The following is a 14939-nucleotide window of genomic DNA, read 5'->3' as shown; positions in this document are numbered from 1 at the left end:
CTCGGCTCAGTACTTCTGCCGGAAGGCGCGACGGATGAGGAGGATGCCGGCGACGCCGACGACGAACAGCACGACCGCGACGGCCTGGCTGTAGCCGACCTTCGACTGGTTGAACGCGAAGTCGTACACGAGGAAGGAGAGCGTCACCGTCGCGTTGCCGGGGCCGCCGCGGGTGAGCAGCAGCACCACGGCCGCGGAGGCGAAGAGCGTCCAGAGGAACTGCAGCATCGTCACCACGCCGATGAACTCGCGGCAGATCGGCCAGGCGATCTGCCACATCCGGCGCCAGTGCCCGGCGCCGTCGATCTCGGCCGCCTCGAAGATCGACTCGTCGACCGAGTTGAGCCGGGCGGCGAGCATGATCGCCGACACCGACATGCTGCACCAGATCGTGACGATGATGATCGCCCAGAGCGCGCTCGTGCCGTCGGCGAGCCAGGGGCGCGCGAGCTCGTCGAGGCCGACGGCGTCGAGGAAGCCGTTGATCATCCCCTTCGGTGCGAAGACGCCGACGAAGACCATCGCGAGCGCCGAGGCGGAGAGCAGCACGGGGGTGAACATGAGCGCCCGCATGATGCGGTGACCGCGGGGCTTCAGGCTCAGGTAGTAGGCCAGCATGAACGCGCCCACGACGACGATCGGCAGCGAGACCACGAGCTGCACGAGGGTGTTCCAGGCGGCGAGGCCGACGACCGGGTCGGTGAAGAGGCGCTCGAAGTTGCCGAGCCCGGCGGGCGTGCGCGGGGCGATGAGGCCGCGCCAGTTCACCGTGGAGAAGTAGAACAGGCTCACGAGCGGTCCCACGGTGAAGACGAGGAACCAGATGAGCGCGGGCAGGGTGGCCGAGAGCTGCGCCGCCTCGCGGACGCGCGCCGAGCGGCGGCGGCGCGGGGCCGGGGCGGCGGCGCGGTCGGGGGAGTCGGGGGAAGGGCGGTGCGGGGTGGTGAGCGTGGTCACGTCGGTCCTCGGCGGTGCGGCGGTGCGGGGTGCTGCGGTGGGAAGCGGATGCGCGGGCCGGCGCGCGTGCGCCGGCCCGCGCCGGGATCACTGCGCGGCGGCGTAGATCTCGTCGACCGTCGAGCAGATCGTCTGCGCGTCGGTGCCGGGGGTGAAGGCGATCGAGGTCGCGCGGTACATCGGGTTCGAGACGTCCGCCGGCACGTAGATGTCGGGCATGACGGGGAACTCGACGCGCTCGGGGAACTCGGTGAGCGACTGCGCGAGCAGCGGGGCCGAGACGCCCGAGGTGTCGCCGCCGAAGTCGGCGACCGGGATGACGCCGCCCTCGTCGAGGATGCCCTTGATCACCTCGTTGCCGTACATGTGCTCGATGAGCTGACGCACCTGGTCGATCTTCTGCTCGCCGTTCGGGCTGATCCACCAGCCGGCCGAGGTCGAGCCGCGGTAGGCGATCGGCTGCTCGTAGGCGGCGTCGGCCGGCAGCGGGAGCCCGCCGAGCTCGGTGGCGGCGGCGAGTTCGTCGGAGGCGCCCGGGTAGGCCCAGGAGCCGAGCGGGGCGATGGCGGCCTGCCCGTCGAGGTAGGCGGCCTGCGCCTGGTCGGCGGTGTAGCCCTCGATGCCGTCGACGAAGACGCCCGCGTCGCGGAGCTCGATCAGGAGCTCGATGCCCTGCATCGCCTTCGGGTTCTCGCAGACGCCGCCCTCGGCGTACACCTGCTTCGCCTCGTCCTCGCTGAGGTAGGCCTCGAGCAGTTGGAGGAAGATCTTCTGGCCCGACCAGTCGATCCCGCCGAAGACGACGGGCGCGATCCCGGCGGCGCGCAGCTTGCCGGCGGCGGCGATGAGCTCGTCGGTCGTCTGCGGCACGCTGTCGACGCCGGCCTGCGCGAGCAGCTCGGTGTTGTACCACCACGGCCAGGTGAAGCCCGAGTACGGGAAGGCGCGGAGGTTGCCGTCGGCGTCGGTCCAGTCGACGAGCGCGTCGGCGGGGATGCGGTCGGCGATGCCCCACTCCTCGATGTAGTCGTTCACCGGCACGACCGCGCCGTTGATGGCCCAGTCGAGCTGCTTCTCGAGGAGGCCCACGAGGAGCACGTCGGCCTCTTCGCCGGCGAGCAGGGAGGTCTCGTAGACCTGGTTCAGGTTGTCGCCGGACTCGAGCACCTTGACCTCGATGCCGGTCTCCTCGGTGAAGGCCTCGAAGGCGTCGAAGAGCGGCTTGTTCTGGGCCTGGCTCGAGGTCCAGTTGGTCTGCACGACGATGACGTTCTCGTCGGCGGCGGCGTCGCCGCCGCTCGCGCACGCACCGAGTGCGAGCACCATGGCGATCGCGCCGGCGCCGGCGCCGGCCGTGGACAGGGTCTTCCTCACGGGGTTGCCTCCTGGGGGGTTCCGCCGGCTTCCGCACCGGCGCGTTGAGGCGATGGTACATTTCGGACTACATGTGGTCAATACTGGTATTGAACTTGATGCCCGAATGGTGTGCTCGCGTCCGCGGCATCCGCAGCTCGACGCGCGGGCGGGAGTCAGACCTGCCGGAACGGAGTGGTCGTGTACGGTACTGACTGGTATCGATCCCGAGCCGAGGGGGTACGCGTGGCAGAGCAGGGGGCGACCGCGTCGCCGATCCGGGCGGACTATCCAGAGCCGCTCTGGGTGCAGGCCGTGAACCTGATCACCGAGGAGATCGCGCAGGGCCGGCTCGCCGAGGGGTCCCGCCTCCCGCCCGAGCGCGAGCTCTGCCAGCAGCTCGGCATCAGCCGGGTCACGCTGCGGAAGGCCCTGCTCCAGCTCGTCGACGACGGCGTGCTGGCCTCCTCGCACGGTCGCGGCTGGTACGTCGCCTCCGCGAAGGTCGCGAAGGAATGGCCGAACAACCTCGAGTCCTTCACCGAGACCGCGCGCAAGATGGGCCTCGAGGCCTCCTCGCGCGTGCTCCGCGCGGAGATCTCCCCCGCCGACCTCGACGAGGCGGAGTCGCTCTCGATCGCCCCCGGCACCCCGGTCTTCCACCTCGATCGCATCCGACTGCTCGAGGGCGTCCCGACGGCGCTCGACACGACCATCGTGCCGGCCGCGCTCATCGCCGACGCCGAGTCGGTCGACTTCGCGCACGACTCGCTCTACGCCGCCCTCGAGCGGGCGGGGGCCGCCCCGGAGCGCGCGGACAGCACGATCGAGGCGCGAGAGTCCGACGCCGACACCGCTGAGGCGCTCGGCATCGCCCCGGGCAAGCCGCTCCTCGTCATGCGCCAGCTCGTGCACGGCGCCGACGGGCGCGCGGTCGCCCTGTCGACGCTGCGCTACGTGGGCGAGCGCTACCGGCTGCGCACCGTGTTCGCCCGCGGGGCGCGCTGAGCGCACTGCGTCAGCACTGACCGCACTGCGTCAGACGTCGCCGGCGAGCCGGCGGGCGAGCGCGAGCGCCCCGGCGACCGGCGGTTCGCGGAGGATCACGAGCTCCAGCTCCGGATGCCTCGAGGCGAGCCGATCGCGCAGGCCGGCCTCGAGGCGCGGCTGAGCCGCGACCACGCTGCCCCCGGCGACGACGTGCCGACCGACCGCGCCGCGGGCGAGGAGCTGGTCGACGAGCCGGGCGAGATGCTCCGCGCCGGCGTCCACGACGGCGGCCGCCAGCGCCGAGCCCTCGTCCGCCGCGCGGAACACGGCCGGGGCGTGCGGCGCCCAGTTCGCCATCGTCGGCTCGTCGTTCACCGCCCGGGCGAGGCGCTCGGCGTCGGCGACCCCGAACGCGTCGAGGAGTGCGCCGAGGAGCCCGTCGTCCGGCATCCCGTCGTCGTGCGCGAGCAGCGCCGCGCGGCTCGCCTCGCGGACGAGGCCGGCGGCGCCGGCCTCGTCGCCGATGACCCAGCCCCACCCGCCGGTGACGAAGTCGCGGCCGTCGGCCGTGCGACCGACCCCGATCGCGCCGGTACCGGCGATCAGCCCGAGGCCGTCCGTGAAGCCGGCGGCGGGCACGAGCAGGGCGGCGTCGTTCACGCACGCGACGCGGGGGAGCCCGCTCGCCGCGAGCGCGGTCTCGAGCGCCCGGGCCACCGCTTCAGCGTCGAGCCCTTGCGCCCCCACCGCGAGCGCGGCGATCGGCCGGCCGCCGAGCGCGTCCGCCACGACGTCGAGGATCAGCCGCGCGGCGCGCTCGACGGGCTCGGCGTCCCATTCGCCCGAGGGCACGACGACGTCCGCGACGACCGCCCCCGAGGCATCCGCCGCCCGGAGCGCCGTCTTCGTCCCGCCGACGTCGAGGCCGACCCGCAGTCCGCTCATGCCGGCACGTCGCTCGCGCCGAGCTTCGTGTCGTCGTTGTGGAAGACGAACTCCTCGATGTCGACCCCGCGGAGCTCCGCCACCCGCCGGACGAGCCCCTGCAGCGCGAGCGCCTCGAACACCGGACGCTGCGCCTCGCTCGCCTCGGGCAGCACCACGACCGTCGCGCCGGGCGCGTCGAGCCGCGGGTCGCTCGTCACGAGCAGCACGCGGTGGCCCGCACCGCTCAGGGTGCGGGCGAGCTGCGCCTCGCGCTCCTCGCCGAACACCACGTGCACCCCTTCGCCGGCGGACTCCATCGAGCCGTGCAGGTACTGCCGGGTGCTCATCGCGCTCGCCGGGATGCGCGCCGCCTCGCGGAAGAGCAGCGCCCCCGCCTCCGCGGAGCCGAGCGAGGCGCCGCCGCCGACGAAGTCCGCGCTCGGCGCGGCGGCGAAGAGCTCCGCCGCCGCGTCGAGGCCGGGTGCGAGGCTCGTCTCGGCCTGCCGGAAGCGCTCGCCGAGACTCGCCCACGAGGCATCCGCCCGTCCGTCGGCCCAGGCCTCGGCGAGCATCGCGAGCGCCGTCACGGTCGCCGTGTAGCCGATCGTCGAGGCGTAGCTGTCGGCGATGTTGCCGAGCTCCAGCCGCCGGCCCGCGAGCTCGGAGAGCGGGGACGGCGCCGTGTTCACGACGGCGTAGCGCAGCTCCGGTGCCACCGACTCGAGCGCCGCCACCGTCTCCGAACTGCGGCCGCTCTGCGAGATCGCGACGACCGGGTGATCGCCGGTCGCGAGCGGCAGCGGCGTGTCGCCGGCGCCGAGGCGCCAGGCGGGCACACCGCCAGCGCGGAGCCGCCACACGGCCGGCGCGGCGGCCGACAGGCTCGCGCCGATGCCGAGCAGCACCGGGCCGGGCCCGGAGAGCGCGCCCGCAGCGCCGAGCGCGGCGAGCTGCGCCTCGAGCCGGGGGACGAGCGCCCCGAGCTCCTCGGCCTGCGACGCGGTGGCGTCGGTGAATGCGATGTATCCGTCCACGGTTTCCTCGTGCTCCAGTCTCAGTGGTGCGCGTCGTGCGGGTGCGCATGCCCCGCCGAGGCGTGATGGTCCGGCGCGCAGTGATCGGCTGCGGCGGGGATGTCGAGCGAGGGGTTCCGGCCGAAGAAGCCGTGCGGCTTCAGCACGAACCCGGTGGAGTCGACCGGCATGATCGGCCAGTCCTCGACCCGCGGGAAGTGGGTGAGGCCGAAGGTGTGCCAGAGCACGACGTCGCTCGCCTCGACCGGGCGGTCCTCCGCCGTCCACTCCGGCAGGCCGGCGCCGCCCGGGTGCAGGTTCACGAAGTCGCCGGCGGGGTAGCGCTCATCGGGGGCGTAGGGGGTGACCCAGAGGTGCTTCGTCGTGTACGCGGCGCGCGCGGCGATGTCCGACTCGGCGTCGGCGAGCAGCAGCGGGCCGCCCTCGGGGAAGAGCACCCAGCCGGTGGGCCGGCCGAGGCGGTTGCGCCGCTCCTCGCTCGTGACGAGCCAGACCCGGCCGCGCCGGTTGTCGGCCTCGCGCTGGGCCTGCAGCTCGCTCGTCAGCCGGGTGAAGCGCTGCGTGAACCCGGTGCCGGTGGGGTTGTCGCCGCCGCGCGGGACGGCGACGGCGTCGACCTCGTCGACCGAGTTGCGGTGGCCGTCGACCATCATGTCGAGGCGGGCGCTGAAGAGGTGCTGGTGGTTCGGGGCGCCGAGGCCCGGCGCCACCTCGGTCGCCCAGGGGTAGCCCTCGCCGGGGTACGACGAGGTGAACACGATGCCGGTCGCCTTGATCTCGAACTCGATCGTGCCGTCGAGGCCGAAGTACCAGTAGAAGCCGTAGTCGTAGTTGCCGACGGTCATGAAGAAGCTCACGACGAGGCGGCGGTTGCGCCGGGTCTCGCTCGAGCCGTTCCAGTTGTCGGAGTGCTTCCAGAGGATGCCGGCGTCCTCCTCGTGGATGCAGATCGCCTGGCGGATGACGTGCGGCGCGCCGTCGTTTCCGGCCACGACCGCATCGAGGTAGGTGATGTCGCCGACGCAGTCGCAGCCGAGCTCGAGGGAGTTCGCGAAGCCGCCGAAGAGGTACTCGCCGCCGTCGAAGAAGTTCTGGAACCAGCGTTGCGGGCTCGGGTCGCCGTAGGGCACGACCATCTCGGCGATGGAGGCGCGGTACACGACCGGGCGGGTCTCGCCGTCGTCGTCGATGCCGATGTTGTGCAGCACGAGCCCCTCGCGCTGGTCGAAGCCGACCTGGAGGTGCCAGCCGGCCCAGGAGAGCACGCCGTGCTCGTCGATCGTGAAGCTCGGCCCCTCGGGCTGGGTGATCTCGATCGGCTTGAGGCCCGCGCGGTCGGGGCCGCGCCACTCGGGCAGGTGGTAGTTGCCCTCCTCCGCGGGGACGGGCAGCTCGGCGTAGTCGACGACGTCGAGCACCTCGCCGGTGACGACGTCGACCATGACGGTCACACCGTCGACGGGGTGCGCCCAGCCGAGGTCCTCCGGGGTGTGCTGCACGAAGGTGAAGCAGCGCTGGATGCGCCGACCGCGCTCGGCGTCGGCGAGCACGCCGGCGGACAGCGGGTTCACCCGCAGCTGCGAGACGTCGGTGAGGCCGCGCTTGGCCATCGCCGCGAGCCAGCGCTCGTCCTGGTGCACGACCTCCTCGACCAGGGAGAACTCGCGGAGCACCACCGGGACGGCGCCGTCGACGTCGAGGTCGAGCTCCCGCGCGGACACGAGGGCGCCGGTCGCGGGCTCGACGACCGTGTCGTGCGAGCGGCCCGTCTTCATGTCGATGAGGAAGGAGCGCACCCGGCGGGGCGGCTGCCCGCCGGCGAACAGTTCCCGCTTGTCCGCCTCGTCGAGCCCGACGTAGGAGAAGTGCGTGTCGGCGCTGACCAGGCCCTCCCGTTCGAGCACGGCGCGGTTCCCGGCGATCTCGTCGGCCTGCAGGGTGCGCAGCGCCTCGGGCAGGTGGTCGGGGAATCGGGTCATGGTGGAGCTCCTTCCAGGCCGGCGGACCGGCGGATCGGTGGGCGGGCGGCGTCAGCCGCCCTTGGTGAAGGTGGTGCGGAGGCGGTAGCGGTCGCCCGCGTACTCGACGAGGGAGAGGAGGACGGGGCGGCCGCGTTCGTCGTGGACGAGCTGGCGGATGACGAGCATCGGCGCCCCGCGGCTCAGCTGGAGCGCGTCGCTCGCCGCGGCGTCGGCCGGCCGCGACTCGAGCACGGACTCGGCGCGGTGCACGGTGGTGCCGCGGGCCTGCAGGGCCCGGTAGAGGCTCTCGCTCGTGAAGTCGTGCTCGAGCAGGCCCGGTGCCGCAGCCTCGGGCACGACGGCGGTGTCGAGCGCGGTCGGGACGCCGTCGAGGTGCCGGATCCGGCGGATGCGGTAGACCGGCGTGCCCGGGGCGATGCCGAGCGCTTCGGCGTCGTCGAGACTGGATGCCTCGCGCGCCGCCTCGACGACGGTGGAGGAGGCTTCGAGGCCCAGGCGTTCGGCGGTCTCGCTGAACGACTCCAGGCTCGACGGCCAATCGCCGCGCGGGGGCCGGGAGACGAACCAACCGCGGCCCTGGTGCGAGGTGAGCGCGCCGGCCTCGACGAGGTGGGCGAGCGCCCGGCGCAGGGTCACCCGCGAGACGTCGAGCTGCTCGCAGAGCTCCCGCTCGGGCGGGAGGCGGGTGCCGAGCGGGTACCGGCCGGCCTCGACGGCGGCCAGGATCGACGCGGCGACGCGGGACCAGAGCGGGTCGGGCCGGCCGCTCGCGAGCAGTCCGTCCGGTGCCTCCGGGGTCATCGTTCGACCAGGACCTTCTCCCACGTGCCCGACCGCATCGAGCGGTAGCAGGCGTCGAGGATGCAGTTCACGATCCAGCCGTCCTCGAAGGTCTCGATGGGCGTCTCGTCGGCCTGGAAGCGCTGCACGAAGTGCCGCATCTGCTGGGAGAAGCCGTAGGCGCGGGTCTCCTCGGGCACCGGGTGGACCCAGCCGGTGTCGACGTCGGCCTTCTCGACGAGGTAGCCGACGGGCTTCGTGATGAATCCCCAGACGGGGCTCACCGAGGTGTCGGTGACGAGTCGGCCGGCGCTGCCGGAGAACTCGTGGCGGAGCTGCATCCCGCCCTGCTCGGCCCAGGACGCCTCGATGATGGCGAGCTGCCCGCGCTCGAACTTCAGCAGGGCGACCGCGGTGTCCTCGCCGGTGGTCTTGTCGGCGTGGCGGAGGGTCGCGCCCCAGGCGAACGCCTCGACGACGCGGTTGTCCTTGCCGAAGAAGTGCCGCGCGGACTCGACGGTGTGGCAGCCCATGTCGAGCAGGGCGCCGCCGCCCGCGGTCTCCGCGTCCCAGAAGTGCGCGGCGTGCGGGCCGGAGTGCGCCTCCCGCGCGCGCACGGTGAGCAGATCGCCGATGCCGCCGGCGGCCGCCATGCGGTGGGCCTGCTCGATGTTCGGCGAGAAGACCGAGCTCTCGGCGTAGCCGTGCCAGACGCCGGCCTCCTCGACGATGCGGAGGATCTCCGCGGCTTCGGCGCCGGTCCGGGCGAGGGGCTTGGTGCAGACGATGGCCTTGCCGGCGGCCGCGGCGATGCGCACGGCGTCGAGGTGGGCCTCGTTCGGCAGCGCGATCACGACGAGGTCGATCGAGGGATCCGCGCAGAGCTCGGCGGGATCGGTGGTCCACAGCGGGCTGTTCCAGCGCTCGGCGAAGGCCCGCGCCTTCTCGGCGTCGCGCGAGGTGTTGCCGGCGAGCACGGCCTCGCGGACATCGAGCAGCGAGTCCGCGTAGCAGTCGGCGATGAAGCCGGAGCCAAGGATGCCGACACGAATCACAGGTCCTCCAACGGTCGATGCGCCCGCCCTACCGGACGGTGTACCAATCTGTATCAGACAATACAACTACGCACAATCAATCGATCCAGAAAATACCTCTTGCTACCTCATTGGTACAACAGTATGCTGACGGCACCGCGCGGCGAGGCGCACCCCGCTTCTCCCCGCGACGGCTTCATCCCCTGACCGAGCGACACCACAGCAAGAGAGAAGGAACCGATGCGTTCGAGACTCGCTCCGCTCGCCACACTCGCCGTCGCCGCCCTGGGCCTCGGACTCGCCGGCTGCGCCGCCGGCGGAACGGGCGACGGCGACACCACCAAGATCGTGCTGGGCACCTGGCGCACCGAAGACGCGGCGATGTGGGAGAACGACATCATCCCCGCGTTCGAGCAGAGCCACCCCGGCATCACGGTCGAGTACGCCCCCGTCGACACCAACGACTACAACGCGGCGATCCAGTCGCAGATCGAGGGCGGCACCGGCCCGGACGTCATCATGTGCCGTCCGTTCGACGTCAACCGCTCCTGGATCGAGCAGGGCTACTTCGACTCGCTCGCCGAGCTCGACGCCATCTCGACCTTCCCCGAGTCCTCGCTCACCGCCTGGGAGGGCGACGACGGCACGCCGTACTGCGTCCCCGTCGCCTCGGTGCTCGCGGGCTTCTACTACAACACCGCCATCTTCGACGAGCTCGGGCTCGAGGTGCCGACCACGCAGGGCGAGTTCATCGAGGTGCTCGACGCGATCAAGGCCGACGGCACCTACACCCCGCTCGCCCTCGGCTCGGCCGACGGCTGGCAGCTCGCGTACAACATGCTCTACCAGGTGGGACCGAACGCCTGGCACGGCGAGGACGGCCGGCTCGGCCTCATCGACGGCACGAAGAAGCTGACCGACCCCGACTTCGTCGAGGGCTTCCGCATCTTCGACTCCTTCAAGGACTACCTGCCGAAGGGCTACGAGTCGATCTCCTACGAGGACATGACCCAGCTGTTCACCCTCGGCAAGGCGGCGATCCTGCCCGACGGCTCGTGGCAGATCAGCCAGGTCACCTCCACCGGCCTCGACGTCGGCGTCTTCGGCGCCCCGCCCGCGGCGGCCGGCGACCAGCGCTACCAGCAGGAGATGGCGGACATGGCCTTCGGCCTGAACGCCGCGGGCAAGCAGAAGGAGGCGGCGACCGAGTTCCTCGAGTGGCTCGGCACCCCCGAGTTCCAGCAGCTCTACGTGAACAAGCTGCCCGGCTTCTTCTCGATGGGCGCAGAGCCGGTGAGCTACGACAACCCGCTCGCCCAGGAGTTCGCCGACCTCAAGGAGGGCGCCGAGCTGACCTCCCGCCTCGCCCTCGACCGCCTGAGCGCCGGCCAGCCGCCGCTCGACGACGAGATCTGGCGGGTCGCCCAGCTCATGTACAACTCCGGGCTCTCGCCCGAGGAGGCGACCGCCGAGCTCCAGAAGGGGCTCGACTCCTGGTACACGCCGGCCGGGTAGTCGCAAGAACGGCCGGGGCGGACGCGTCCGCCCCGGCCATCCCGGCTCGCCGAGTCATCCCGCCGGCTCGCCGAGCCGTCCCGCCGGCTCGCCGAGCCGTCCCGCCGGCTCGCCGAGCCGTCCCGCCGGCTCGCCGAGCCGTCCGAATCCCGGACCGCCCCCGCCCCGCCCCCGAGGAGTCCACGCATGATCCGAACCGGCACCAGATACCGGTTGCTCGCCCTGTTCGTCGCGCCCGCGCTCGTCGTGTACGTCGCCTTCGCGGTGTACCCGCTGCTCAGCTCCGTGGGGATGAGCTTCTTCGACTCGGGCGGCGGTGAGAGCACCTTCGTCGGCTTCGGCAACTACGTCGAACTGTTCACGAACCCCACCACGAGCGAGCGGTTCTGGAACGCGCTGGTGAACAACGTGGAGTTCTTCCTCATCCACCTCCTCGTCGAGCTGCCGATCGGCCTGCTGATCGCGGCCCTGCTCACCTCGGGCCGGCTGCGCCGCTCGGTCGGCGTCTACCGCACGCTGCTCTTCATCCCCGCCACGCTCTCGGTGGTCATCGTCGGCTTCCTGTGGCGCCTCATCATCAACCCGCTCTGGGGCATCGTCGAGTTCCCGCTGCTCGGGAACGAGGCGACGGCGCTGCCGACGATCTCGCTGATGTCGGTGTGGCAGTACCTCGGCATCCCGATGGTGTTCCTCTACACCGCGCTGCTCGCCATCCCGGACGACGTCGTCGAGGCCTCGCGCATCGACGGCGCCGGCGCCTGGACCATCTTCTGGCGCATCAAGTTCCCGCTCATCGCGCCGCAGTTCGGGCTGATCACGATCCTCACCTACATCTGGACGTTCAACGGCTTCGACATCGTCTACGCGCTGAACGGCTCGGCGCCCGGGCCGAACTACTCCACCGACATCCTCGGCACCTTCTTCTACCGCTCCTTCTTCGGATCGAGCGGGCAGGTCGCCGACCTCGACCTCGGGGCAACCGTCGCGAGCGTCATCTTCGTGATCATCCTCGTGACCACCGCCGCCTACTTCTGGGTGCTCCAGCGGCGCCTGAAGACCTACGAGCTCTGAGGGACGCCATGACCACCGTGACCCAGCCCCGCCAGCGCCGCCGCGTCCGCCCGGCGGACCGCGCCGCGAACGTCGGCCTGCACGCCGCGCTCATCGCGCTCTCGCTCGGCGCCGTCGTGCCCGTGCTCATCGTCGTGATGAACTCCTTCAAGACGACGCAGGGCATCTTCGGCTCCTTCCTCGCGCCGCCCGACGCCGAGACGTTCAGCGTGCAGGGCTACCTGAACGTCTTCAGCCGCGGGAACTTCCTGCTGAACTACCAGAACAGCCTCATCGTGACGGTCTCGACGATCGTGCTCACGATCGTGCTCGGGACCCTCGCCGCGTGGGCGCTCGTCGAGTACCGGGTCCCGATCGCGCCGGCGCTCGCGGGCTTCTTCGTGATCGGCATCATGCTGCCCATCCGTCTCGGCACCGTGCCGCTGCTGAAGACCATGACGGCCTGGGGGATCGTCGACACGCTCGGCGCGCTCGTGCTGGTCTACACGGCGATGCAGCTGCCGCTCGCGATCGCGCTGATGACGACCTACTTCCGGGCCGTGCCGGCCGAGCTCAAGGAGGCCGCGCGGATCGACGGAGCGGGCGAGTGGCGCACGCTCTGGATCACCCTGCCGATCGTGCGCGTCGGCATCGCGGCGGTCGCGTCGATCACGATGCTGCCCGTGTGGAACGACCTCTGGTTCCCCCTGATCCTCGCGCCCGGCAAGGGCAACCAGACGGTCACGCTCGGCGTGCAGCAGTTCGTCGGCCAGTTCCAGAGCGACTACCCCGCGCTGCTCGCGGCGTTGACGCTCGGCGCGGTGCCGCTCGTCGTGCTCTTCGCGGTCTTCTCGAAGCAGTACATCGCCGGGCTCAGCAAGGGCTACGGGAAGTGACGGCCGGCGCGCCGGACGCCGCGGGCGCGCGGACCCCGGCCGCCGGCACCGCGAAGTGGCTCGCCTTCGGCGTCTCGCAGCTCGCCATGCTGGCGGTGATGACCTTCGCGATGACGACGGGACCGTCCCCGCTGGCTCAGCTCGGTGCCGCACTCCTCCTCGTGGTGCTCGCGGGCGTCGACGCGGTCCGCGGCCGGCGCGGGCGGCACGACCCCCTGATGGCGCTCGACGGGCTGGCGATGGCCGGGCTCGTGGCGGTGCCGTTCCTGCTCCCCGCGAACGGGCACCACGGCGCGGCGTCGGGCGCCGACCCCGTGCCCGCGATGCTCGCCGTGGCGATCGCCGTCGGCTGGTGGCTCGCCCGGGCCGCACCGCTCCTCCGCGCCCCGCGGCGCGAACCGATCGACGTGGCCGGCGTCGCGGTCGCCGGGGCGATGGTCGGGGTGATGGCCGTGATGCACCTGCTCGGCGCGCATCCCTGAGCGGGCGCTGCGGCCGGCCGGCGTGCGCCCGGCTCCGCCCCGGGCGGGCGCTGTGCGAGGATGACTGGCGGACGGCCGCACGGCGACCGGACCGCCACCGGAGGGGGAGTGATGGACCGCGAGCCGAACGCCCGCACCGCGACCCTGCACGACGTCGCACGGGAGGCCGGGGTCTCGCTCGCGACCGCGTCGCGCGTGCTGAACGGCAGCACCCGGAAGGTCAATGAGGAGTACCGCCAGCGCGTCGTCGACGCCGCCGCCCGCCTCGACTACACGACGAACCTCTCCGCGCAGGCGATCGTGCGCGGCTCGACCACGACGGTCGCCCTGCTCGTCGCCGATATCGCCGACCCGTACTTCGCCCAGATCGCCGCCGGCGTCGTCCGCGAGGCCGACGAGGAGGGCCTCATCGTGACGATGGCGGCCACCGAGCGCGATCCCGAGCGCGAGCTCGCCCTCGTCCGTACCCTGCGCGGGCAGCGGCCGCGGGCGATGCTGCTCGCGGCGTCCCGCCGGAGCGACGAGCCGGAGACCGAGGCGCTCGTCGCCGAACTGGGCTCGTACGAGCGGGCGGGCGGGCGCGTCGCCTACCTCGGCTCGGGCGAGCTCGAGTTCCGCGCGGTCCGCATCGGCAACGTGGCGGGCGCCGAGGCGCTCGCGCGGGCGCTCGCGGGGCTCGGCTACCGCCGCTTCGCGGTGCTCGCGGGGCCCGAGGGGCTGCACACCGGCGACGACCGGCTCCGCGGGTTCGGGGCGGGCGTCGAGGCGGCGGGCGGGGTGATCGAGCGGGTCGAGCGCACCGGCTTCACCCGCGACGACGGCCTGGAGGGGATGCGCCGCCTGCTCGATCGCGGACTCGACGGGATCGAGCTCGTCTTCGCCGTGAACGACGTCATGGCGATGGGGGCGATGACCGCGCTCCGCAAGGCGGGGCTCGAACCGGGGCGGGACGTCGCGGTCGCCGGCTTCGACGACATCCCCACGGTGCAGGACGTGTCGCCGCCGCTCACGAGCGTGCGGATCCCGCTGCAGGAGACCGGCCGGACCCTGCTGCGCGTCGCGCTCGGCGAGGTGGCGGACGCGGACGGGGACGCCCCTGAGGCGTCGGCCGAGGTCGTCATCCGCGCGAGCACCCCCGCGCGCTGAGCGGCTCAGTCTGCCGCGTGCACGGGCGGTTCGGTCGCCCCGGGGATGTACGCGGCGACGTGGGCGTTGACGATCGCGACCGACCGTTTGACGTCGCCGGAGGCGAGGGCCTCGACGATGCCGCGGTGCCCCTCGGCGGCGACGTCGAGCGGCTCCTCGTTCGTGAGCATCGTCATGATGGTCATGATCTCGATGCCGAGCGCGTTCCAGGCGCGGAGCAGCGAGTCGTTCTGCGCCGAGCGCACGACCTCGCGGTGGAACTGCGTGCAGGCGTTCGCGTAGGCGAGCCGGTCGTCGAGGGTGGCGACGCGGATGAGCTCCTCGAGCGCCGACTCGAGCCGGGAGGGGTCGGCCGCGACATGCGGCGCGGCGAGCCGGGCCGCGACGGCCTCGAGGGCGGCGCGCACGGGGACCGCTTCGGCGAGTTCGCGCTCCCCGACCTCCCGCACGCGGGTGCCGACGTGGCTGCGCGCCTCGAGCAGGCCGAAGGCGGCGAGCTCCCGGAACGCCTCGCGCACCGGCGTCTGGCTCGTGCCGAGGCGCTTCGCGATGTCGAGCTCGCGGACGGGTGAGCCGGGGGCCAGCCGCCCGTTCGCGATCTCGACGAGCAGGTAGTCGCGCACGCGGCTGCCGAGCGTCGCCCGATCGAGCAGGCTCGAACTCGTCCCGCCGTCGGCTGCGCTCATGCCGCCCCCTTCGCTGGCCCGCCGCGCACCCCAGTTCGGGGCCCGGTCTGGCTCGATCATACGCGGCCGGGGTGGCGTGGTGCAGGATTATCGATAATCCTTGACGC

The 14939-nt window shown here is 72.3% G+C and carries 14 protein-coding genes; 6 read left to right on the top strand and 8 right to left on the bottom strand.

Annotated elements, in window-relative coordinates; all coding sequences use genetic code 11:
- Positions 1-6 precede the first annotated feature (6 nt).
- Both ROT00_RS15800 and ROT00_RS15795 read right to left on the bottom strand, forming a co-directional pair.
- Positions 7-957 carry a carbohydrate ABC transporter permease gene (locus ROT00_RS15800; RefSeq protein WP_404775990.1) on the bottom strand — a complete coding sequence of 317 codons (951 nt, stop codon included), beginning with the start codon at positions 955-957 and terminating at the stop codon, positions 7-9.
- Positions 958-1044: 87 nt separating this feature from the next.
- Complete coding sequence (locus ROT00_RS15795) at positions 1045-2331, bottom strand: ABC transporter substrate-binding protein (RefSeq protein WP_404775989.1); 1287 nt, start codon at positions 2329-2331, stop codon at positions 1045-1047.
- A 225-nt stretch (positions 2332-2556) separates the two neighbouring features.
- Here ROT00_RS15795 and ROT00_RS15790 point away from each other — a divergent pair, with 225 nt between their 5' ends.
- The gene (locus ROT00_RS15790; RefSeq protein WP_404775988.1) at positions 2557-3318 is read left to right on the top strand and encodes a GntR family transcriptional regulator; all 762 of its coding nucleotides are present in this window, start codon (positions 2557-2559) and stop codon (positions 3316-3318) included.
- Positions 3319-3348: 30 nt separating this feature from the next.
- Here ROT00_RS15790 and ROT00_RS15785 read toward each other — a convergent pair whose 3' ends face one another.
- The 5 genes from ROT00_RS15785 to ROT00_RS15765 are packed head-to-tail and all read right to left on the bottom strand — an operon-like array spanning position 3349 to position 9078.
- Positions 3349-4245, bottom strand: a complete 897-nt coding sequence (locus tag ROT00_RS15785; protein ID WP_404775987.1) for an N-acetylglucosamine kinase — start codon at positions 4243-4245, stop codon at positions 3349-3351.
- Entirely contained in the window at positions 4242-5261 is a 1020-nt protein-coding gene (locus ROT00_RS15780) for an SIS domain-containing protein (RefSeq protein WP_404775986.1), read from the bottom strand. The genes ROT00_RS15785 and ROT00_RS15780 overlap by 4 nt, the downstream gene beginning before the upstream one ends.
- A gap of 20 nt (positions 5262-5281) precedes the next feature.
- Positions 5282-7240: a primary-amine oxidase gene (locus tag ROT00_RS15775; RefSeq protein ID WP_404775985.1), complete on the bottom strand. Its 1959-nt coding sequence runs from the start codon at positions 7238-7240 to the stop codon at positions 5282-5284.
- Positions 7241-7291: 51 nt separating this feature from the next.
- The gene (locus ROT00_RS15770; protein WP_404775984.1) at positions 7292-8044 is read right to left on the bottom strand and encodes a GntR family transcriptional regulator; all 753 of its coding nucleotides are present in this window, start codon (positions 8042-8044) and stop codon (positions 7292-7294) included.
- Positions 8041-9078 (bottom strand): Gfo/Idh/MocA family protein, encoded by a 1038-nt coding sequence (locus ROT00_RS15765; RefSeq protein WP_404775983.1) that lies wholly within the window; start codon positions 9076-9078, stop codon positions 8041-8043. Before ROT00_RS15765 ends, ROT00_RS15770 begins: the two co-directional genes overlap by 4 nt.
- Before the next feature lie 219 nt (positions 9079-9297).
- Between ROT00_RS15765 and ROT00_RS15760 the strand changes: the two genes are divergently transcribed.
- The 5 genes from ROT00_RS15760 (at position 9298) to ROT00_RS15740 (ending at position 14146) form a co-directional block, all read left to right on the top strand.
- Positions 9298-10572 carry an ABC transporter substrate-binding protein gene (locus ROT00_RS15760; protein ID WP_404775982.1) on the top strand — a complete coding sequence of 425 codons (1275 nt, stop codon included), beginning with the start codon at positions 9298-9300 and terminating at the stop codon, positions 10570-10572.
- Positions 10573-10758: 186 nt separating this feature from the next.
- Positions 10759-11643: a carbohydrate ABC transporter permease gene (locus ROT00_RS15755; RefSeq protein WP_404775981.1), complete on the top strand. Its 885-nt coding sequence runs from the start codon at positions 10759-10761 to the stop codon at positions 11641-11643.
- 8 nt (positions 11644-11651) lie between these two features.
- The gene (locus ROT00_RS15750; protein ID WP_404775980.1) at positions 11652-12518 is read left to right on the top strand and encodes a carbohydrate ABC transporter permease; all 867 of its coding nucleotides are present in this window, start codon (positions 11652-11654) and stop codon (positions 12516-12518) included.
- On the top strand, positions 12515-13000 hold the full coding sequence (locus ROT00_RS15745; protein ID WP_404775979.1) for a hypothetical protein: 486 nt from the start codon (positions 12515-12517) through the stop codon (positions 12998-13000). The genes ROT00_RS15750 and ROT00_RS15745 overlap by 4 nt, the downstream gene beginning before the upstream one ends.
- Positions 13001-13111: 111 nt before the next feature.
- Positions 13112-14146, top strand: coding sequence for a LacI family DNA-binding transcriptional regulator (locus ROT00_RS15740; protein WP_404775978.1), 1035 nt, complete (start codon positions 13112-13114; stop codon positions 14144-14146).
- A 5-nt stretch (positions 14147-14151) separates the two neighbouring features.
- Here ROT00_RS15740 and ROT00_RS15735 read toward each other — a convergent pair whose 3' ends face one another.
- The gene (locus ROT00_RS15735) at positions 14152-14832 is read right to left on the bottom strand and encodes a GntR family transcriptional regulator (protein ID WP_404775977.1); all 681 of its coding nucleotides are present in this window, start codon (positions 14830-14832) and stop codon (positions 14152-14154) included.
- Between the last annotated feature and the right edge of the window lie 107 nt (positions 14833-14939).

The sequence above is a fragment of the Agromyces mediolanus genome, from assembly GCF_044917495.1.
GTDB lineage: Bacteria > Actinomycetota > Actinomycetes > Actinomycetales > Microbacteriaceae > Agromyces > Agromyces mediolanus_B.
Note: the sequence above shows the minus strand (reverse complement) of the source record. Positions and strands in the feature narration are given on the sequence as shown.

Excerpts from the sequence above, each read along its gene's own strand:
- ROT00_RS15785 (WP_404775987.1), bottom strand. The coding sequence starts at position 4,245 with ATGAGCGGACTGCGGGTCGGCCTCGACGTCGGCGGGACGAAGACGGCG.
- ROT00_RS15775 (WP_404775985.1), bottom strand. The coding sequence starts at position 7,240 with ATGACCCGATTCCCCGACCACCTGCCCGAGGCGCTGCGCACCCTGCAG.
- ROT00_RS15770 (WP_404775984.1), bottom strand. The coding sequence starts at position 8,044 with ATGACCCCGGAGGCACCGGACGGACTGCTCGCGAGCGGCCGGCCCGAC.
- ROT00_RS15760 (WP_404775982.1), top strand. The coding sequence starts at position 9,298 with ATGCGTTCGAGACTCGCTCCGCTCGCCACACTCGCCGTCGCCGCCCTG.
- ROT00_RS15755 (WP_404775981.1), top strand. The coding sequence starts at position 10,759 with ATGATCCGAACCGGCACCAGATACCGGTTGCTCGCCCTGTTCGTCGCG.
- ROT00_RS15750 (WP_404775980.1), top strand. The coding sequence starts at position 11,652 with ATGACCACCGTGACCCAGCCCCGCCAGCGCCGCCGCGTCCGCCCGGCG.
- ROT00_RS15740 (WP_404775978.1), top strand. The coding sequence starts at position 13,112 with ATGGACCGCGAGCCGAACGCCCGCACCGCGACCCTGCACGACGTCGCA.
- ROT00_RS15735 (WP_404775977.1), bottom strand. The coding sequence starts at position 14,832 with ATGAGCGCAGCCGACGGCGGGACGAGTTCGAGCCTGCTCGATCGGGCG.